The sequence below is a fragment of the Nocardia heshunensis genome (assembly GCF_054782115.1).
Genome location: NZ_BAAGTC010000002.1, coordinates 1328859 through 1348942, shown reverse-complemented (window position 1 = coordinate 1348942; position 20084 = coordinate 1328859). Strand labels below are relative to the sequence as shown.

The following is a 20084-nucleotide window of genomic DNA, read 5'->3' as shown; positions in this document are numbered from 1 at the left end:
TCACTCCTGTCGGCGGCCGCCGGCGATCCGGGTGATGACGAGCGCCACCAGAATCAATGCGCCATTGATGAACTTCAGTGAGTCGGCGCTGACCCCGCCGTAGGACAGCAGCTTCTGGATGAAGGTGAGAATGGCGATGCCGAAGAACGCGCCCAGCACCGACCCGCGCCCGCCATTGAGCGATACCCCGCCGATCACGCAGGCGGCGAAGACATTGAAGATCATCCCGTCGCCCTGGCTCACCTGAACGCTGGCGAACTGCCCGGTGTAGATCAACCCGCCCACCGCGGCCAGCCCACCGGCGATCACGAGCACCGTGATGACCACGCGGTCGGTGCGGATGCCCGCGGCCCGGGCGGCGGCCTCGTTGCCGCCCACGGCATACAGCGCCCGCCCCGCGGTGGTGTAGTTGAGCAGCAGGTAGCCCAGCGCGAAAAGCAGCAGGCAGACAACGATGTTCACCGGAACCCCGGCGACCCGAGCATTGCCCAGCCACTCCACCGAATCCGGAATCTTGGTGAGGGTGAACCCGCCGGTGAGGAACGTCAACAGCCCGCGCAGCGCGATCAGCATGGCCAGCGTCACAATGAACCCGTTGAGCCCGAACCGCACGATGAGCAGCCCATTGACCAGCCCCACCACCAGTCCGGTGAGCAGCGCTATCGGAATCGTCATCCACGGCGAGGCCCAGGTAAAAGCCCCAACCTTGGCCGTCCCCATGGTCACCCAGATGGCCACTCCCGGTGCAAGTCCGAAGGTGGACTCCAGCGACAGATCCATCCGCCCCACCACCAACACCAGCACCTCGGCCAGCACCAGCAGCGAGATACCGCTCATGGTGGTCAGCACGTTCACCAGATTGTCGTGCGAGACAAAGCTGCTATTGATGAAGTACCCGACCAGCAACACCAGCAAAATCGGCGGCACCAGCAGCAGATCCCGAAATGCGCCCCACCGCACAGAAATTCGCGCACGACTCGGCGACGCGGTGATGGCGGTGGCCCGTTCGGTAGGCGTGTCCCCCGGGTCGGCGCCGGCAAGCTCCCGCAGCCCTTCCATGGCGGCGACGACTTCCCCATCTGCCCAACCCTTTTCGGATTCCTTGGCGTCCGCTCGCCCGATGTCGGCAGTGCGGTCGGCGGATACGCCGGTCGCGCCGGTGTCGTTCGGCGCGGCGGTTCCGGCATCGGCCACGCGCGCGGTGGTGTCCGCGGATTGGGTGGTGCCTGCTCGTCCGGCGGCCGCCGGTTCAGTTCCGCTCACGCTCATTTCGCCCCTTCCACGGCGGTCATTCCTTCCATGGCGGCGACGAGTTCGCGGTCGTCCCAGCCCTTTCCGAATTCGCCGGTCAGGGTGCCCTGCACCATGACCAGGACGCGGTCGCAGTCGCGTAGGTCGTCGATCTCGTCGGAGACCACCAGGACCGCGGTGCCGCGTTCGGCGGCGGTGCGGACGACGCCGCGCAGTGTCTGTTTGGAGCGCACATCCACACCGGCTGTCGGTGTGATGAGGACCAACACCTTCGGCGCGGTGGCCAGTGCGCGGGCGAAGACCACCTTTTGTTGATTGCCGCCTGACAGTTCCGCCACGCCCTGTTCGGGGTTGTCGGCTTTGATATCCAGTTCGGCGATCGCGGTGCGCACCAGCGCATCCCGGCCTCGACGCGACAGCAGGCCGAAGCGGCCCAGGTGGCGCGGCACGGTGAGGGTGGCGTTGTCGGCCACGCTCATCGACAGCACCAGTCCCTCGTCGTGCCGATCTCGGGGTACGAACCCGATGCCCGCCGCGAGGGCGGCGGGCACTCCGCCCCGGCGCAGCGTCCGACCTCCAGCCTGCACGAATCCGCCTGTCGCGGTCCGCAATCCGACAATGGTCTCCGCCACCTCGACGCGCCCGCTGGAGCCGCCGCCCGCCAGCCCGACGATCTCCCCGGGCCGCACCTCGAAGCTGATGTCGCCGAATTCCCCTGCACGGGCCAGCTTCTCGACCCGCAGCGACGGCTCGGCGGCGGTGTCGGCGGCGGGCCGCTCGACCGCCGTATCCAGCTCCGTCGATTCCCCGGTCATGGCGGCGATCAGCTCGCGCTTGCCGAGCTCGGCCACGGGTGCGGTGAGAATGTGCCGGGCATCCCGGAAAACCGTGACGTCGGAGCAGATTTCGTAGGTCTCGTCCAGGTGGTGCGAGATGAACAGGAAGGTCACGCCCTGGGCCTGGAGATCCCGCATGCGGTCGAAGAGTCTGCGGATGGCGGGCCCGTCCAGCTGTGCGGTCGGCTCGTCCAGGATGATGAACCGCGCGCCGTAGGACAGCGACCGCGCGATCTCGACCAGCTGCCGGTGCTCCACCGACAGCTCCCGCGCGGGGGTGTCCGCCGCGATCGGCACCGACCAGGTGTCCAGCAGCTCGCGCGCCCGCGCACGCACGCTGCGCCAGTTGATGATCCGGCCGCCGAACCCCTGTCGGTTGATGAACAGGTTCTCCGCCACCGTTAGGTCCGGGATGATCGTCGAGTGCTGGTAGACGCACGCCACGCGAGCCCGCCAGGCATCGCGGTCGGCGGGCGGCGGCGCGGGCTCGCCGCGGAAGCGCACCTGCCCCTCATCGGCAGGTGCGAGTCCGGTCAGAATCGACACCAGCGTCGACTTCCCCGCGCCGTTGCGGCCGACCAGCGCGTGCGTGCGCCCGGCGGTCACCCGCAGGCCGACCCGGTCCAGGGCGAGGGTGCGGCCGAATCGCTTGGAGACGCCGAGCGCCTCGGCCACCGCGGTCTCGCCCGAATCCGCCTCGGCTGCCACTGTTTCCGTCATTGATCCCATCGCTTCCGGCGTGACCGCCTCAGTGGCCCCGGCCCCAGAGCCCGGGGTCATTGCTGGCGACCGTGACCATGTCCCCGACCTTGCCGCCGTTCTTGGTCACCACCGGCGCGGGCAACTGATCCTCGAGCTGGCCGTTGGCGCCGGTGTCGATGATGACCGAGCCGTGGTCGGTGGGACCGGGCGCGAACTTGCGGCCCTCGGTGGCGGCCTTGGCGTAGTAGACCGCGTACTGCGCGTACAGGTCTGCGGGCTGGGAGACGGTGGCATCGATATCGCCGTTGTCGATGGCGTCGAGTTCGGCCTTGATGCCGTCATTGGAGACGATCGTGATGTGGCCCGGCTGACCGGCTTTCACCAACTTGCCGGTGCGCTGCAGCAAGGCCAGCGTGGATTGCAGGAACGCGCCGCCCGCCTGCATGTAGATGCCGTTGATATCGGAATCGGTGAGCAGCTTGTCCTGCAGACCGGAGACGGCCCGATCCGCCTTCCACTCGGTGGGGATCTCGATCACCTTGATGCCCGGGTACCGCGTGTGCATACAGTCGGCGAAGGCTTGCGAGCGGTCACGCCCGTTGATGGAGCTCAGATCGCCCTGGAATTCCACGACTTTGCCCGCGCCGTGCAGGGTTTCACCGAGATACACGCAGGCGTTGGTGCCATACGCGCGGTTGTCGGCGCGCACCACCATGAAGGCCCCGCCCGCGTCGGGCCGGGTGTCCACACTCACCACCGGCACACTCTTGGCGGCCGCTGCGGTCAGCGCCGGCTTCACCGCGGCGGTGTCCTGCGGCGCCATGATGATGGACTTCACGTTCTTGGCCAGCAGCGTGTCCACATTCGATTTGAGTCGATTAGCGTCATTGTCGGAGCTGGTGTTCTCCAGCTTCACCCCCGCGGCCGCGGCCTTCGGCCCCAGGTATCCGGCGTAGGCGCTCCAGAAGTCGGTGTCCGAGCGCGGCTGATCGGCCCCGACCAGCACGCCGTCGGCGGCTCCGTTGCCGACGTTCACCGCGGCGGGTGCGCCGGATCCGCCGGTCGATTCGCGGGAACAGGCCGCCGCCGCGGCCACGACGAGCACGGCTGCCAGCGCCGCGCCGATGATCCTGGTGTTCATGAGTTTTCGAGCTCCTTCGCCGAAACCTGTTCTCTGGATGCGAATTCGACCGGGGACCGCCAGGCCGCGCCGGTGGGATAGCGGTAGTCGCGCAAGGTCTCTGGCAGCATCTCGGCGCTGAAACCCGGTGCGCGCGGTGCGAGATAGCGGCCGTCGGCCACCCGCACCGGATCGCGGAAATGCTCGTGCAGGTGGTCCACGAATTCGATGGCGCGCCCGGACATGGTGCCGGAGATGGCGACATAGTCGATCATCGCGAGGTGCTGCACGAGTTCGCACAGCCCGACCCCGCCCGCGTGCGGGACCACCGGGATGCCGAACTTGGCCGCCAGCAACAGGATCGCCAGATTCTCGTTGACCCCGCCGACCCGGGTGGCGTCGATCTGCAGGATGTCCACGGCACCCGCCTGCAGCAGCTGTTTGAACACGATCCGGTTCTGCCCGTGCTCGCCGGTGGAGATGGGCGTCCCGGCGACGCGGCGGCGGATCTCCGCGTGGCCGAGGATGTCGTCGGGGCTGGTCGGCTCCTCCACCCAGGCCAGCCCGGCCGGCGCGAGCCGCGAAATCCATTCCGCCGCTTCGTCCACGCCCCAGCGTTGATTGGCGTCCACGGCCAGGCCGATGCCCGGGCCGACCGCGTCGCGGGCGACCTTCACCCGGCGCAGGTCTTCCTCCACGTCGCGGCCCACCTTGATCTTGATGGTGCGGAAGCCGTCGGCCACGGCTTCGCGGGCCAGCCGGGCCAGCTTGTCGTCGGAGTAGCCGAGCCAGCCCGCCGAGGTGGTGTAGGCCGGGTATCCGGCGGCCAGCAGGTGCGCGGTGCGCTCGACGCGGCCGGGTTCGGCGCGGCGCAGGATGTCCAGCGCTTCGGCGCGGGACAGCGCGTCGGTGAGGTAGCGGAAGTCGATCAGGTCGACGATCTCTTCGGGGGACAGCTCAGAGATCAACTGCCACAGCGGTTTCCGGGCGTACTTGGCGGCCAGGTCCCAGGCGGCATTGACGACCGCGCCGATCGCCATGTGCATGACGCCCTTTTCCGGCCCCAGCCAGCGCAATTGGGAATCACCCGTGAGCTCGCGCGCGAATCCGCCCAGATCGCCGATGATCTCGTCGGCCGGGCGGCCCACCACCAGGTGCGCGAGCGCCTCGATGGCGACCTGCTGCACCTCGTTGCCGCGGCCGATGGTGAACACGAAACCGTGCCCTTCCGGACCGTCCGGGTCGTCGGTGCGCAGGATCGCGTAGGCCGCCGAATAGTCCGGATCCGGATTCATCGCGTCCGAGCCGTCCAAGTGCGCCGACGTGGGGAACCGGACATCGTGGGTGTCCAACGCGGTGATTCGTACCATGCGGTTTCCCATCTGCCAGTGATCTGGATCACGACTATACATCCGATGTCTAGAAGGGCAATGGCTTTGCCGAAACTCGAGTCCTGGCTAATACGAGCAATATTCAAGCGATCATCCGACTCGCGATGCTAGGTTCAGGTGGCCAAACATCGGACCAATATCGTGAGGTGGCCATGGAACCCCCGGAGCTGGACGGACTCGCCGCGGTCGTGACCGGAGGGGGATCGGGCATCGGCCGGGCCGTCACCGCGGCCCTGCGCGCGGCGGGCGCACGCGTCGCGGTCCTCGATCTGAACCCCGGCCCCGCGACACCCGACGGCCCCGCCCTGAACTGCGATGTGGCCGACGACGATTCGGTACGGGCCGCCATCACCGCCGCCGTAGCCGCCTTCGGCCGCCTCGACATCGTGATCAACAATGCGGGCATCGGCGCCCAGGGCACCGTCGAGGACACCACCGACGCCGAATGGCGACAAGTCCTGGAGGTTAATGTGCTCGGCGCGGTGCGGGTTTCACGCGCGGCCCTGCCGCACCTGCGCCGCTCCCCCGCCGCGGCCATCGTGCACACCTGCTCCATCGCCGCCACCACCGGCCTGCCCAGCCGCGTCGCCTACAGCGCCAGCAAGGGCGCGATCCTGGCGCTCACCCGCGCCATGGCCGCCGACCACCTGGCCGAGGGCATCCGCGTCAACTGCGTCAACCCCGGGACCGTCGATACCCCGTGGGTGCAGCGGCTGCTCGCCGCCGCCGACGATCCGGCCGCCGAACTGGCGGCCCTGCGCGCCCGCCAGCCGCACGGGCGGCTGGTCACCGCCGAGGAGGTCGCCGCCGCCGTGCTCTACCTGGCGAGCCCGCGCGCATCCTCCACCGCCGGAACGATGTTGGAGGTGGACGGCGGCATGCACTCGCTGCGCTTGCGCGCCCCCACGTCCAGGGAAAGTATCGAGGCCGTGGAAAGTATCGAACGGTGACCGAGCGCAGACTTCCGAAGGCCCGCGACCTGACCCCGCTGCTGAAATTCGAGCGGCCGTTCGGCGGGCGCGCAGGCAAACTCGCACGCGCGCAGACCATCTGGGACCTGCGCGAGCTCGCACGCAAACGCACACCCAAGGTGGCCTTCGACTACACCGACGGCGCAGCGGATGCGGAGATCGGCCTCGAGCGGGCCCGGCAGGCGTTCCGCGACATCGAGTTCCGTCCGGAGATCCTGCGAAACGTGGCCGACACCGATACCGCGACCACCGTTCTCGGCGCTCCCGTGCGCCTGCCGTTCGGCATCGCGCCCACCGGCTTCACCCGCATGATGCACACCGCGGGCGAGGTCGCGGGCGCGCGCGCCGCGCAGCGGGCGGGTATTCCGTTCACCCTATCGACCATGGGCACCACCGCCATCGAAGACATTTCGGCGGCAACGGATCCCGGCGCGCGCAACTGGTTCCAGCTCTACATGTGGAAGGACCGCGACCGCTCCATCGCTCTGGTCGAGCGGGCCGCCAAGGCCGGATTCGACACTCTCGTCGTCACAGTCGACGTGCCGGTGGCGGGCAATCGGCTGCGCGATGTCCGCAACGGCATGACCGTGCCGCCCTCCATCACCGCCACCGGCGCGCTCGACGCGCTGCGGAAACCCTGGTGGTGGTGGGACTTCCTGACCACCGAGCCGCTCGCCTTCGCCTCCCTGGACCGCTGGTCAGGCACCGTCGCCGAACTGCTGGACTCGATGTTCGACCCCACCGTCGATTTCGACGATCTGGCCTGGGTGCGGGCACAGTGGCCGGGCCGGGTGCTGGTGAAGGGCGTGCAGACGGTGGCCGACGCCCAACGGCTGGCCGGGCTGGGCGTGGACGGCATCGTGCTGTCCAATCACGGTGGCCGCCAACTCGATCGGGCCCCGGTGCCGCTGCACCTGCTGCCACGGGTGGTCCGGGAGGTCGGGTCCGATCTGGAGGTCCACCTCGACACCGGCATCCTGCACGGCGCGGACATCGTCGCCGCGCTGGCCCTCGGCGCGCGCTTCACGCTCATCGGGCGCGCCTACCTCTACGGCCTGATGGCGGGCGGCGAGGCCGGGGTGGACAGAGCGATCGAGATCCTCCGTACCCAGCTGGTGCGGACGATGCGGCTACTCGGGGTGAGCTCGATCGAAGAGCTCGAACCCCGCCATGTTCACCTGCTGGAGCGCTACCGCCCGCTCGAATGAGCCGACCGCAACGCGAACGGGCCGCGAACACCGAAGTGTCCGCGGCCCGTTCGAGTCGAAGCGATTACAGCCCGAGGTATTCTTTGAGCTCGTAAGGGGTGACCTGGTTGCGGTAACCGGACCACTCACGGCGCTTGTTGCGCAGGAAGAAGTCGAAGACGTGCTCGCCCAGGGTCTCGGCGACCAGTTCGGACTTCTCCATGTTCTTGAGCGCCTCGTCCAGCGACGCGGGCAGCTCACGGAAGCCCATGGCGCGTCGCTCGGCCGACGTCAGCGACCACACGTCGTCCTCGGCCTCCGGCGGCAGCGTGTAGCCCTTCTCGATACCCCGCAGACCGGCGGCCAGCAGCACCGCGAAGGTCAGATACGGGTTGCAGGCGCTGTCGGGGCTACGGATCTCGACGCGGCGCGAGGCCGCCTTGTTCGGCGTGTACATCGGAACCCGCACCAGCGCAGAGCGATTCGAGCGACCCCAGGAGGCGGCCGTCGGAGCCTCGCCGCCGTGCACCAGACGCTTGTAAGAGTTGACCCACTGGTTGGTGATGGCGGAGATCTCGTGCGCGTGCTCGAGGATGCCGGCGATGAACGCGCGGGCGGTCTCCGAGAGGTTGTCCGGGTCGTCCGGGTCGGCGAAGGCGTTCTGCTCACCCTCGAACAGCGACATGTGGGTGTGCATGGCCGAACCAGGGTGATCGGCGAACGGCTTGGGCATGAAGGAAGCCCGCACGCCCTCGTCGATCGCCACTTCCTTGATCAGGTAGCGGAAGGTCATCACGTTGTCGGCCATGGACAGCGCGTCCGCGTAGCGCAGGTCGATCTCCTGCTGACCCGGCGCGCCCTCGTGGTGGCTGAATTCCACCGAGATGCCCATGGATTCCAGCGAGTCGATGGCGTGGCGGCGGAAGTTCGGGGCCTCGTCGTGCACGGCCTGGTCGAAGAAGCCGCCATTGTCGGCCGGAATCGGCTGCGAGCCGTCGTGCGGGCCCGGCTTCAGCAGGAAGAACTCGATCTCCGGGTGCACGTAGCAGCTGAAACCCAGGTCGGCGGCCTTGTTCAGCTGCCGACGCAGCACGTGCCGCGGATCCGCCCAGGACGGCGAACCGTCCGGCATGGCGATATCGCAGAACATGCGCGCCGAATGCTGATGCCCCTTCGACGTGGACCACGGCAGCACCTGGAAGGTGGAGGGGTCCGGCTTGGCCACCATGTCCGCCTCGGAGACCCGGGCAAACCCCTCGATGGCCGAACCGTCGAAGCCGATTCCCTCTTCGAACGCGCCCTCCAGCTCGGCGGGCGCGATCGCTACGGACTTCAGATAGCCCAGGACATCGGTGAACCACAGTCGCACGAAGCGGATATCGCGCTCTTCGAGCGTGCGGAGGACGAATTCCTTCTGGCGGTCCATGTCCGCGACTGTAGGGGCCGGGAGTTAAATCCGTGTTACATGGATGGACCAACTCGCGAGGACGCGCCGGACTTCATCTACCTCACCCCCGGAGGGCCTCAGCAAGTGAGGCCCTTGGCGGGCTCTTTCAGGTCGATGAGGTAGGAGGTGACCGGATCGTCGACGCACTTGTTTCCCTGCAGCGACACGGTGTGTTGACTGCCCTTGAAGGTGATCAGGTCCCCGCCGAGCTGCTGGGCCAGGTCCACACCCGACTGGTACGGGGTGGCCGGGTCGTCGGTGGTGGAGATGACGACCGTCTTGGGCAGGCCCTGGATCGAAAGCACGTGTGGCGTGCTGGTATTCGGGACCGGCCAGAAGGCACACAGCTCCAGCGGGGCGGCATTGCTGCCGTGGCCGTCGTCACGGAAGGGGGCGACGCGGCGGAAGTCGGCATCCTGCTTGGCGGTGACGGCCCGATCGGTGATGGCCGGATCGTCCACGCAGCGAATCGCATTGAACGCGTCGGAGCTGTTGTCGTAGGAGCCGTCGTCGTGGCGGCCGTTGTACATGTCGGCCAGGGCCAGCAGCGTGTCACCGCTACCCTGCTGCACCTCGCGCAGCCCCTTGGTCAGCGCCTTCCACAGCCGCTGCGAGTAGAGCGCCTGCTGGACACCGGTAATGGCGTCGCCGTAGGGCAGGCCACGCGGGTCCTGGGTGGGAACGGGCTTGTCCCACAGCGGATTGATCAGGGCGCGGAACTTGTCGGTGGCCTGCTTCGGATCGTCACCGAGCGGGCAGTTGGTCTTCTCGGTCTGCGCGCAGTTGGCCGCATAGTCCTCGAACGTCTTCTGGAAGGCTTCGGCCTGGCCCAGGGATTCCTTGAGCGGATCCTGATCCGGCTTCAGCGCGCCGTCGAGCACCAGCGCCCGCACGTGATCGGGGAACTTCTCGGCGTAGGAGTAGCCGAGGCGGGTGCCGTAGGAGTAGCCGAGGTAGGTCAGCTTCGCGTCACCCAGCACGCCGCGGATGACGTCCATGTCCTGCACCACTTCCCGGGTGCCGACGTGGGCGAGGAAGTCCTTGCCGGTGCGCGTGACGCACTTGTTCGCGAAGTCCTTGGCCTCGGCCTCGGAGGCCGCGATACCGGCCGGCGAGTTGTCCTTGTTGGGTTCGGCGCGCTGCGCGTCGTCCTCGGCCGCGGTCATGCACTGAATAGACGGCTGCGACGCACCGACACCGCGCGGGTCGAAACCGATGCGGTCGAACTGTTCGGCCAGCTTGGTGTTGTCACCTACGGTGACCATGTTCAGACCGGTGACGCCCGGGCCGCCCGGATTGAGCAGCAGCGACCCGATCTTCTTGCCGGTGGCCTTGACTCGCGAGATCGCGATCTTGGCGGTGGCCCCGTTCGGGTTGGCGTAATCGACCGGCACGGTCACCCGCGCGCACTCGGTGCCCTTCGGGACATCGTCGTCGGTCTGCCCGTAATCGGTGCAGCTGCCCCAGGTCAACTGCTGGTTATAGAAAGAATCCATGCCCACCGGGGTGCTCGAGGTGGGTTTGCCGTCGACCACGCTGGTGCACGCGGCCACGGTCATCGCCAACGTCGTCACCAAGAGCACGACCCGGCCGTTTCGCATCAACGCCATGCCACGATCGTGCCATCCCAGCGAATCCACCCTCGCACCCCTTCCAGCGCTACTCATATACCTCTCCGTTTACATCGCGGCTCGCGCGCCTGTGCGCAACGTCACCGAGGACCGCACGACCTGACCGATGGCACGGAACTGCGACGGTAGAGGTTCGGAGCCGACTCCACGCGGTACGTGGGTGTTCACACGGTTAGTCCCCAGGCCGCTCTCAGAAACCGCATGCTTAATGGGAAGCAACTGGGGGCTCTACTTACGAGGGACGTCATGAACGTGCAACCACAGTCGCCGGACCGCTCCGCCGCGGGTTCGACGCGCTCACGCACCATTCGGGCCGCTGCCGCCGCGGCCATCGCACTGGCCGCCACCCTGGGCCTGGTGGCCTGCGGGCCGAACACACTGGTTCCGGGCACGCCGGTCGCGCAGTCGCCGGGGCAGGTGACGCAGAGCCAGCCGGTCGACTTCTCCACGCCCGCAGCCGATCTCGACGCGGCCGCGCAGACCGTGGTGCCGGGCATCGTGGACGTGAACACCGAACTCGGCCTGCAGAGCGGGGAGGGCGCGGGCACCGGCATCGTGCTGAGTTCGGACGGCATCGTGCTCACCAACAACCATGTGGTGGAGGGCGCTACCAAGATCACGGTCACCGATCTGGGCAACGGGCAGACCTATGACGCGGTCGTGCTCGGCTTCGATCGCACCGAGGACATGGCCGTCATCAAACTGACCGGAGCGTCCGGTCTGCAGACTGCGCCGCTCGGCGATTCCGACAAGGTCGGGGTCGGCGATCCGGTGGTCGGGGTCGGCAATGCGGGCGGGCGCGGCACGCCGACCGCGGCCGCGGGCAAGGTGACCGGGCTCGATCAGGCCATCACCGCCAGCGACGACTCCACCGGCAGCTCCGAGCAACTCACCGGTCTGATCCAGATCGCCGCCAATATCGAGCCCGGCGATTCCGGTGGCCCGCTGGTCAATTCGGCCGGTCAGGTCGTCGGCATGGATACCGCCGCGTCCAAGGGCTTCCGCTTCAACAACGGCGGCGGCCAGGGCTTCGCTATCCCGATCAACAAGGCACTGACGGTCGCCAAGAAGATCGAGGCGGGCCAGTCCAGCGACGTGATCCACATCGGCGACACCGCTTTCATCGGCGTCTCGGTGACCTCCACCGCGGGCGGCGCGCAGATCCGCGGCGTCGTCCAGGGCGGCCCGGCCGACCAGCTCGGCCTGCAAGCCCGCGACACCATCACCGCCGTGGACAGCCACACGGTCACCTCGGCCACCGACCTGACCAACACAATGGACCAGCACCACCCGGGCGACACCGTCACCCTGAAGTGGACCGACGCGACCGGCCAAACCCAGTCCGCCCAAGTCCAACTCGCCAAGGGCCCCGTCGGTTAGCCGATTCAGCCGCGGCCGAGTACAGCTCCGCCGTTGATCTGCAGGATCTGACCGGTCGTCCATCCCGCCTCCGCGGAGGTGAGATGGGCGATCCCCGCGGCCACATCCTCCGGTGTTCCGGCGCGTCCCAGCGGAATCTGCGCCGCCCGTTCGGCTTCGATCTCCGGAGTCAACCGACCGGTCCAGAATTCGGTGGCGGGCACGAACCCGGGAGCCACTACATTGACGGTGATGCCTTGCGGGGCAAGCTGTTGCGCCAGCCCCAGCGCCCACCCGTGCAGCGCGGCCTTCGCAGCCCCGTAAGGACCGGAACCGCGCAATCCCGCGATCGAGCTCACCGCGACAATCCGCCCACCGGGCGTAGCCATATGCGGCGCAAGCGCTTCGGTCAGTAGAACCGCCGTAAGCACATTCAGCCGGAAAGTCTCGGTATACACGGCCGCCAGGTTGTCCAGATCGGCCGGATCGAACGCCAGACTGGTACCCGCATTGTTGACCAGCACATCGACGACCCCGACCGCCCTGATCGTCTCGACCACGTCCCGAACCTGCTGCGGCTCGGTGAGATCAGCGGTGGCGGTGGTAACCCGTTCACCCCCAACACTCGTATTGATCTCCTTGGCAGCGCTTTCCAGCACCGCCGCCCGCCGCCCAACGATGATCACCGACGCGCCATCACCCGCCAGCCTGTGCGCCACCGCCTTCCCGATCCCGGTCCCGCCACCGGTCACCACCGCAAGCCTTGCCATCGTCTCTCCCCTGATCGCCGAATCATGTTTGGGCCAATTTTGTTGGATCGATTGAATTTTCACTCAGGGGCGCCGGTAATGTGTGGGTGAATTGCGGAGGCATCCTGCACGTATTCAACAGGGATCGATGACGAACATAGAAGTGCAGGTCGACGGGCGACGGAGATCGTTCGCGCTGCGTTTGCCCGCCCAGCGGGGCCCGGACATGCCGCTGGCGGTGGTGCTGCACGGCAATCGCTCGTCGCTATTCGGGCCGCTGCAGCGGTACTCCGAGGCGAGAGCTCGGCGCGGCACCGGTTTCGACGCGTGCGCGGATCGCTACGGCATCGCGGTGGCCTATCCGGATGCCTTCGGCGGCGGTTGGGCCGACGGGCGCGGGGTGTCGGCGGGTGATCGCGCCGGTGTCGACGACGTCACCTTCCTCCGTGCGATCGCGTGGTGGTGCGCCGAACAATGCGGCACCCGCGAAGACGGCGTGCTGGTCGCCGGAATCTCCAACGGCGCGTTCATGGCTCACCGCATGGCATTGCAAGCCGCCGATCTGGTCGCCGCGTTCGGTGCGGTGGCAGGCGGACTACCCGCCGACTTGACCGAATTCCGCCCGAGCCACTCGGTATCGGCGATGCTGATGAACGGAACCGCCGACCGGGTAGTCCCGATCGGCGGCGGCCACTCCCGACGCCGCGGCCCCAACGGCGAATTGCTCGGCCGCACCCTGTCTCTCACCGAATCCGGCCGCCGCTGGACCGCCTGGAACCGCTGCACCGGCATCGAGACCGCCGAACGCCACCCCGCCGGCCCCGGCCCGAACGACCTCGCCGTCACCCGCCGCACCATCGACAACGGCATCGGCGGCGCCCGCGTGGAAACCTGGGCCATCCACGGCATGGGCCACACTTGGCCCGGCGCCCCCGTCCCCACCCTCCTGGCCCCACTCCTCGGCAAATCCCCCCACAACATCGACGCCGCAGACGAAATCTGCCGCTTCGCCCTCCCCCTCCTCACCCCCGCCGACGACCGCCACCTACCCCCGGCAGCAGACCTACGCGTCCGATAGCGACTTCGGTTGGGCTTGGGCGGTTCGGCGGGCAGCGATCAGGAGTAGGAGAGCTGCGATGAGGAGGAGGGGTAGGGGTGAGGGGCCGGAGAGGATCGCGGTGATGACGGTCCACCCGGCGATACCCCAGGCGAGGAAGGGCGGCGGGGTGATGCCGCGGCGGTCGAGCCAGAGCACGAGCAGGCCGATCGCGAGGAGCGGGGGGCCGAAACTGTATGCGGTGTACCAGAATGCGGCGGTGGGGTGGGTCATGGCCAGCGGGTCGGTGTTGTGCCACAGTTTGCCGCTGAACCAGTTGCCTGCGTAGTGGGGAGCGGTCTGCAGCAAGGCGCCGATGGTGTGCCCGGCTCCGCAGAGGGTGATGAGCCAACCTGACCATTTGATCATCGGTTCTCTCCGAACTCTTTGGTTATACAGTTGTGTACAACCACTAGGGTAGACCTGTTGTACAGCACTGCACAATGAACCGGGAAGCGAGGTGGGACACAGCATGGGCGCTTTGCGGACGCCACGGGAGAAGTGGATCGAGGAGGGGCTGCGGATGCTGGGCGAGGGCGGGGTGGATGCCGTGCGGGTCGACGTGCTGGCCAAGAGGCTCGGGGTGACGCGGGGCGGCTTCTACGGGTATTTCACCGATCGGGAGGCGCTGCTGGCGGAGATGCTGGACGCCTGGGAGCGCGAGAGCGTCGATGCGGAGATCGATCGGATCGAGCAGCAGGACGGGGATGCCCGGGACCGGAACTGGCTGGTCGGGGAGTTCTTTCGCTCCGCCGAGCGGGTGCGCCCGGTCGACCTCGCGCTGCGCGACTGGGCCCGCCGCGATCCGGCCGTCGCGGACCGGGTGCGCCGTGCGGACAACAAGCGAATGCAGTTGGCGCGCGAGATGATCGGCGCCGTCTGCCCGGACCCCGACGAGGTCGAGGCCCGCGCCCTGCTCGCCTTCTGCCTGGCCATCGGCAGTGCCTTCCTCACCGCCGACCATCCCGGCCGCACCCGCGCCGAGGTCCTGGCCCACGCCGCCGAGCTCGTCCTCAGCCCGCCGATGTGAGGAATTCCATCTCCGGCGCGAGCGGGGCCGGTGGCAGACTGAGGAGCGTCATAGCAACCCGGGGACCCGGTGACGGGCCTCGAGGAACGACGAAAGTAGGGACGATGATGTCCGTATCTGATGCGGAAACGCCTGTGTATGGCGCTGTGGCACCGGCAACTCCCGCCAAGCGGAAGATGCGAGTGCAGCATTTGCAGCAGATGAAGCAGGCGGGTGAGCGGTGGTCGATGCTGACCGCGTACGACTACTCGACTGCCCGGATTTTCGAAGACGCCGGGATCCCGGTGCTCCTGGTCGGGGATTCCGCCGCGAATGTGGTGTACGGCTACGACACCACGGTGGCGATCACCATCGACGAATTGATTCCGCTGGTTCGAGGCGTCGTCAAGGGTGCGCCGCACGCACTGGTGGTCGCGGATCTGCCGTTCGGCAGCTACGAGTCCTCGCCCGAGCAGGCACTCGCCACGGCGGTGCGGTTCATGAAGGAGGGCGGCGCGCACGCGGTGAAGCTCGAGGGTGGCGAGCGGGTCGCCGACACCATTCACAAGCTGACCGCGGCGGGCATTCCGGTGATGGCGCACATCGGGTTCACCCCGCAGAGCGTCAACACCCTGGGCGGCTTCCGGGTGCAGGGTCGTGGCGACGGCGCGGAGCAGCTCATCGCCGACGCCATCGCGGTCCAGGAGGCCGGCGCCTTCTCCGTCGTGATGGAGATGGTGCCCGCCGAGCTGGCCGGGCAGGTCACCCGCAAGCTGACCATTCCGACCGTCGGCATCGGCGCCGGGGTGGAATGCGATGCGCAGGTGCTGGTCTGGCAGGACATGGTGGGGTACACCGGCAGCAAGACCGCCAAGTTCGTGAAGCAGTTCGCCGATGTCGGTGGCCAGTTGCGCAGCGCGGCAGCCACTTACGCGGACGAGGTGCGGCGCGGCGTGTTCCCGGGTCCGGAGCACAGCTACTGATCGCTGCGGCCACAGCGTGAACAGGAACGCCCTCGCGAATTCTCGCGGGGGCGTTTTTCGGCGTCGATCACGATAGCCGACGGCTATCGACACGTATTCGGCCCCTGCCTTCTCGGTCCACAACCCGGTTTTGGTGGCAGACTCGGTAGCCAACGAGCTGGATCGACCAAAGGGAAGTTCATGGATCGTGGAAGTAAACGCTGGGTTCGACGCGCGCCGCTGGTGATCGCCGGTGTGGCCGCTCTCGCCTTGGTCGCGGCCTGTGGGGACAACTCCTCGACCGGATCGACGCAGCCGAAAGGCTCGGGCTCACCGCTCACCTCCTCGGCCGCACCGAGCAGTACGGGCGCACCGACGTCCGGCGCGAACGGCGCGGGTTTGAACGTCACCGATGATCAGGCCAAGCAGCTGTGCGACCTGCTGCGTCCACAGCTCTCGGATTGGCGGGTGCAGACCCCGACCATGGACAAGGTGTCGCTGAACGCGACCGTCATCCAGTGGGCGGCGCAGAACGGCCTGTTCCTGCCGAACGAACGTGGCGTGGTGGATCGGGTCACCACCAAGAGCTGCCCGGACGTGCGCAGCGAGGCGATCAAGGCGATCGAGATCCCGGATCTGGCCTCGGGGCTGGTGGCCGGCTGATGCGCACTTTGTATCCGCCGATCGAGCCCCACGAGAAGGGCATGCTGGATGTCGGTGACGGCCAGCAGCTCTACTACGAGGTGAGCGGCAACCCCGACGGCAAGCCCGCGGTCTTCCTGCACGGCGGACCGGGCGGCGGCACCTCGCCGTATCACCGGCAGTTCTTCGATCCGCAGGCGTACAAGATCGTCGTGTTCGATCAGCGGGGTTGCGGTCAGTCCACCCCGCACATCGCCGACGGGGCCAGCCTCGAGCACAACACCACCTGGCACCTGGTCGCCGACATCGAAAGGCTGCGAACGCATTTGGGCGTCGAGCGCTGGCTGGTGTTCGGCGGCTCCTGGGGTTCCACGCTGGCGCTGACCTATGCGCAGGCCCATCCGGACTGCGTCACCGAGTTGGTCTTGCGCGGGATATTCCTGTTGCGGCGCAAGGAAATCGATTGGTATTACAATGGCTCCGCGGGGTACGTGTACCCCGATGAGTGGGAGAAGTTCCTGGCGCCGGTGCCGGAAGCCGAGCGCGAGCAGGACCTGGTGGAGGTCTACCATCGCCTGCTGCACTCCCCCGACAATGCCCTCGCCACCGACGCGGCCGTCGCGTGGTCGACCTGGGAGGGTTCCACGAGTTCCCTGCTGCCGCACCCGGATCGGGTCGCCGAAACCGCCGACCCGCGTTTCGCGCTGGCCTTCGCCCGCATCGAGAACCACTATTTCGTCCATGGCGGTTTCCTCGACGAGGGGCAACTGCTGCGCGATATCGACCGCATCGCCCACATTCCCGGGGTGATCGTGCAGGGCCGCTACGACGTGGTGTGCCCAGCGACCAGCGCTTGGGATCTACACAAGGCCTGGCCCGCTTCGGAATTGCACATCGTGCCCGACGCCGGTCATGCCGCTCTCGAACCCGGCATCACCCACCATCTGGTGGAAGCCACCGACAAATACAGGACGTAGATGAGTACCACAGCCGGTCCCGCCTTGGTCGACGCAGTAGCCGCCGATGTGGACCGGCTGTGTACGGCCGAACCCGATGTGCGCCAGGATCTTCCGGATTCGGTGCATTCCATGCGGGTCGCCACCCGGCGACTGCGCAGCGTCCTGAAGTCCTATCGCCGAATCCTGCGGCGCAAGCCCGTCGGTGAGATCACCGACGAACTGCGCTGGCTGGCCGGATTGCTCGGGGTGGCGCGGGACGCCGAGGTGCGGGCCGAACGCTTCGCCGCCCTGCTCGGCGACACCGGGGCCCCGTTCGACGAGAAGACAGTGCCGCTGGGCGAGAAGTCCGCGCCCAGAAAGGGTTTCGGCGAGCAACTGGTGGCCGACGAGCGCCGCTTCTACGCCGGGGCGCACCGGGCGGTGGTGGACGCGTTCGATCATCGCCGCTACCGCAGCCTGCTGGATCGACTACACCGGATGATCGCGAACCCCCCGCTGCGCCCGGCCGAGGCGGGCAAGCCCGCCGAGCACGTCTTCGCCGAGGTGCTGCGCCACGACTTCCGCGAGCTGCGCCGGCTGGTGCGCATGGAGCCCAGTCTCACCGAGGAAGAGCGGGTCGAGCATCTGCACGATATCCGCAAGGCCGCCAAGCGATTGCGCTATTCGGCCGAGGCCGCGACCGCCGTGCTCGGGGAGCCCGCGACCGAGCTCGGCAAGAAGGCCAAGCGCCTGCAGGGTGTCCTCGGCGATCATCGTGACGCCGTGGAGTCCCTGCAGACGCTGCGCACCCACGCCGCCCACGCCGACGAGTCCGGCTACGAGAGGCTGTGCGCCGCCGAGGAAGCGGCGGCGGCCAAGGCCCTCGAGCAATACCCGGCCGCCATCGAATTCCTGCGCCACCACCCGCTGGGCTGAGCGCAGCACCTCGTCATTCCGGCATGGTTTCGGCCGGAATCCACCAGGCCGTGGTGGATTCCGGCCAACTACACGCCGGAATGACGAAGGGCCTAGTTGCTGCGCGCGGCCGCCGGGTCGCCGTTACCCCAGCCACCGGACTGCGGGTTCTGGAACGCGCCGGGGTGTGGGGCTTGCAGCGCGGGAGTCGGTGTCTCGTGGCCGTTCTGGTGTGCGTGTTCGCCGTTCTCGTGGTGGCCGTGGTGGTGCGCGGCGTGCGGCATGATGCGGTCGATCCAGGCCAGCAGCACCGCCGACACCACGAACGACAGGTGGATGATCACCGGCCACAGGTAGCGCGCGGTGTGCTGTCCCGGGTTGGGGTCGTTGGTGATGCTGATGAAGGTCTTGAGCAGGTGGATGGAGGAGATGCCGACGATCGACATGGCCAGCTTCACCTTCAGCACATTGGCGTTCACCTGCGCCAGCCATTCCGGCTGATCCGGGTGCCCGTCGATGCGCAGCCGCGACACGAAGGTCTCGTACCCGCCGACGATCACCATGATCAGCAGGTTGGAGATCATGACGACGTCGATCAGCCCCAATACCGCGAGCATGATGCTGGTTTCGGCATTGCCGTCGTCGAACAGCCCGTGCACCAGATCCCACAGTTCACGCAGGAACTGCCAGACGTAGGCGGCCTGCGCCACGATCAGGCCGAGGTACAGCGGTAGCTGCAGCCAGCGGCTCAGGAAGATGAAGTAGCCGAGACTGCGCTGCTGCGCCGCCTGGGGGTCTTTCGCGGTCTGATGGTTCTGATACGGAAAAGCCATGGGACCCAATCAAGCACGCACGAAATCAAGCACCGATCAGTAATCGATCAAGGCCGGACCTATCGGTCTGCTATTGATGTCTTCCTGATCATTCGTTGATGGGCGCGCCGATAGGTTCGCGGCGTGCAACACGGAATTCAGCAGAAACGTCGCGGACCGCTGTGGCTCGTCGCGATCGCGGCGGCCGTCATCGTGGGTCTGGTGCTCGCCCTGTCCACCTACGAGGTGGGCCGAACCCGCTCGGAGGCTTCGCATCCCTTCGGCAATAGCGAGGTCAAGGATCGCGTGGACCTCAATATCTGGGTCGGCAAGATCGATCCGGCCACCCAGACCGCGACCGTCGAGGTGCTGGCCATCCCGCATGGCGCGCTGGCCGACAAGAACGGCCGCTTCGCCTCCGACGCCCTGCTGTACGCCTCGGCGCTCAAGGCCGACCCGATCAAAATCAAGGCGGGCGAACCAATTTCCGCCGCCGAGGTGAAGGTCGTGGTGGAGGGCACCCTCACGGATTATCCGTTCGACAACTATGACGCGGTGCTGGCCTTCGACGTGTTCAACGGCGACAAACGGCTGCCCACCGCGGCGACGGTGGCCAGTGGCGACACCATGTTCGCGGTGAGCGAGTCGCCGGAGGCCAACGCCGACAACGCGGGTGTCGACCTGACCCTGCACGCGAGCCGGTCGGTCCCCTCGCTGGTGTTCGCGGTGTTCATCATGATCCTGATGCTGGGTCTGGCGTTGGCCGCGGCCATCGCCTGCTACTACGTGCTGGCAGGGCAGCGGGGTCTCATGTTCCCGGCCGTGTCCATGATGGGCGCGCTGCTGTTCGCGCTGGTGCCGCTGCGCAATGCGGTACCGGGTGGCGCGCCGATCGGGTCGATCATCGACTTCACCTCGTTCTTCGTCGCGGAGGGCATTATCGCCGCGGCGCTGGTCGGCACCGTGATCGTCGGCTATCGGGTGGAAATGGCGAAGGAACGGGCGGAGGCGGCGGCCAGGCAGCACCCGACGGATCAGTTCCGCGTGCTTACTCCGCAGCGCTGAT

The 20084-nt window shown here is 67.5% G+C and carries 19 protein-coding genes; 10 read left to right on the top strand and 9 right to left on the bottom strand.

The window, feature by feature from the left end:
- The 4 genes from ACYVN4_RS06305 to ACYVN4_RS06290 are packed head-to-tail and all read right to left on the bottom strand — an operon-like array spanning position 1 to position 5279.
- Positions 1 to 1263: an ABC transporter permease gene (locus tag ACYVN4_RS06305; RefSeq protein WP_460718260.1), complete on the bottom strand. Its 1263-nt coding sequence runs from the start codon at positions 1261 to 1263 to the stop codon at positions 1 to 3.
- Between the two features lie 2 nt (positions 1264 to 1265).
- Positions 1266 to 2807, bottom strand: coding sequence for a sugar ABC transporter ATP-binding protein (locus ACYVN4_RS06300; protein ID WP_460718259.1), 1542 nt, complete (start codon positions 2805 to 2807; stop codon positions 1266 to 1268).
- Positions 2808 to 2835: 28 nt separating this feature from the next.
- Entirely contained in the window at positions 2836 to 3930 is a 1095-nt protein-coding gene (locus ACYVN4_RS06295) for a sugar ABC transporter substrate-binding protein (protein ID WP_460718258.1), read from the bottom strand.
- On the bottom strand, positions 3927 to 5279 hold the full coding sequence (locus tag ACYVN4_RS06290) for an enolase C-terminal domain-like protein (RefSeq protein WP_460718257.1): 1353 nt from the start codon (positions 5277 to 5279) through the stop codon (positions 3927 to 3929). The genes ACYVN4_RS06295 and ACYVN4_RS06290 overlap by 4 nt, the downstream gene beginning before the upstream one ends.
- Before the next feature lie 173 nt (positions 5280 to 5452).
- On the opposite strand from ACYVN4_RS06290, the gene ACYVN4_RS06285 reads away from it, so the two are divergent.
- Positions 5453 to 6250 carry an SDR family NAD(P)-dependent oxidoreductase gene (locus ACYVN4_RS06285; protein WP_460718256.1) on the top strand — a complete coding sequence of 266 codons (798 nt, stop codon included), beginning with the start codon at positions 5453 to 5455 and terminating at the stop codon, positions 6248 to 6250.
- Complete coding sequence (locus ACYVN4_RS06280) at positions 6247 to 7479, top strand: alpha-hydroxy acid oxidase (protein WP_460718255.1); 1233 nt, start codon at positions 6247 to 6249, stop codon at positions 7477 to 7479. The genes ACYVN4_RS06285 and ACYVN4_RS06280 overlap by 4 nt, the downstream gene beginning before the upstream one ends.
- A gap of 64 nt (positions 7480 to 7543) precedes the next feature.
- On the opposite strand, the gene glnA is transcribed toward ACYVN4_RS06280, so the two are convergent.
- Positions 7544 to 8884 (bottom strand): type I glutamate--ammonia ligase, encoded by a 1341-nt coding sequence (gene glnA / locus ACYVN4_RS06275; RefSeq protein WP_460718254.1) that lies wholly within the window; start codon positions 8882 to 8884, stop codon positions 7544 to 7546.
- 98 nt (positions 8885 to 8982) lie between these two features.
- Complete coding sequence (locus ACYVN4_RS06270) at positions 8983 to 10515, bottom strand: alpha/beta hydrolase (protein WP_460718253.1); 1533 nt, start codon at positions 10513 to 10515, stop codon at positions 8983 to 8985.
- Positions 10516 to 10782: 267 nt separating this feature from the next.
- On the opposite strand from ACYVN4_RS06270, the gene ACYVN4_RS06265 reads away from it, so the two are divergent.
- Entirely contained in the window at positions 10783 to 11916 is a 1134-nt protein-coding gene (locus tag ACYVN4_RS06265) for a S1C family serine protease (RefSeq protein WP_460718252.1), read from the top strand.
- A 5-nt stretch (positions 11917 to 11921) separates the two neighbouring features.
- Here the strand turns inward: ACYVN4_RS06265 and ACYVN4_RS06260 are convergent, their stop codons facing one another.
- A complete protein-coding gene (locus tag ACYVN4_RS06260; protein ID WP_460718251.1) occupies positions 11922 to 12665 on the bottom strand; it encodes an SDR family NAD(P)-dependent oxidoreductase in 744 nt (247 codons plus the stop codon).
- Positions 12666 to 12792: 127 nt separating this feature from the next.
- On the opposite strand from ACYVN4_RS06260, the gene ACYVN4_RS06255 reads away from it, so the two are divergent.
- Positions 12793 to 13722 carry a CE1 family esterase gene (locus ACYVN4_RS06255; RefSeq protein WP_460718250.1) on the top strand — a complete coding sequence of 310 codons (930 nt, stop codon included), beginning with the start codon at positions 12793 to 12795 and terminating at the stop codon, positions 13720 to 13722.
- Here ACYVN4_RS06255 and ACYVN4_RS06250 read toward each other — a convergent pair.
- The gene (locus tag ACYVN4_RS06250) at positions 13708 to 14109 is read right to left on the bottom strand and encodes a DUF6463 family protein (RefSeq protein ID WP_460718249.1); all 402 of its coding nucleotides are present in this window, start codon (positions 14107 to 14109) and stop codon (positions 13708 to 13710) included. The two genes, ACYVN4_RS06255 and ACYVN4_RS06250, sit on opposite strands and share 15 nt — an antisense overlap.
- Before the next feature lie 103 nt (positions 14110 to 14212).
- Between ACYVN4_RS06250 and ACYVN4_RS06245 the strand changes: the two genes are divergently transcribed.
- From ACYVN4_RS06245 to ACYVN4_RS06225, 5 genes are all read left to right on the top strand, one after another.
- Positions 14213 to 14770 (top strand): TetR/AcrR family transcriptional regulator, encoded by a 558-nt coding sequence (locus ACYVN4_RS06245; protein ID WP_460718248.1) that lies wholly within the window; start codon positions 14213 to 14215, stop codon positions 14768 to 14770.
- 107 nt (positions 14771 to 14877) lie between these two features.
- Positions 14878 to 15732, top strand: coding sequence for a 3-methyl-2-oxobutanoate hydroxymethyltransferase (gene panB, locus ACYVN4_RS06240; protein ID WP_460718247.1), 855 nt, complete (start codon positions 14878 to 14880; stop codon positions 15730 to 15732).
- Positions 15733 to 15912: 180 nt separating this feature from the next.
- Positions 15913 to 16374 (top strand): hypothetical protein, encoded by a 462-nt coding sequence (locus tag ACYVN4_RS06235; protein ID WP_460718246.1) that lies wholly within the window; start codon positions 15913 to 15915, stop codon positions 16372 to 16374.
- Positions 16374 to 17330, top strand: a complete 957-nt coding sequence (pip, locus tag ACYVN4_RS06230; RefSeq protein WP_460718245.1) for a prolyl aminopeptidase — start codon at positions 16374 to 16376, stop codon at positions 17328 to 17330. Before ACYVN4_RS06235 ends, pip begins: the two co-directional genes overlap by 1 nt.
- Positions 17331 to 18227, top strand: a complete 897-nt coding sequence (locus ACYVN4_RS06225; RefSeq protein ID WP_460718244.1) for a CHAD domain-containing protein — start codon at positions 17331 to 17333, stop codon at positions 18225 to 18227.
- Positions 18228 to 18319: 92 nt separating this feature from the next.
- On the opposite strand, the gene ACYVN4_RS06220 is transcribed toward ACYVN4_RS06225, so the two are convergent.
- Positions 18320 to 19039: a TIGR00645 family protein gene (locus ACYVN4_RS06220; RefSeq protein WP_460718243.1), complete on the bottom strand. Its 720-nt coding sequence runs from the start codon at positions 19037 to 19039 to the stop codon at positions 18320 to 18322.
- 123 nt (positions 19040 to 19162) lie between these two features.
- On the opposite strand from ACYVN4_RS06220, the gene ACYVN4_RS06215 reads away from it, so the two are divergent.
- On the top strand, positions 19163 to 20083 hold the full coding sequence (locus tag ACYVN4_RS06215) for a DUF4436 family protein (RefSeq protein WP_460718242.1): 921 nt from the start codon (positions 19163 to 19165) through the stop codon (positions 20081 to 20083).
- Position 20084 lies beyond the last annotated feature (1 nt).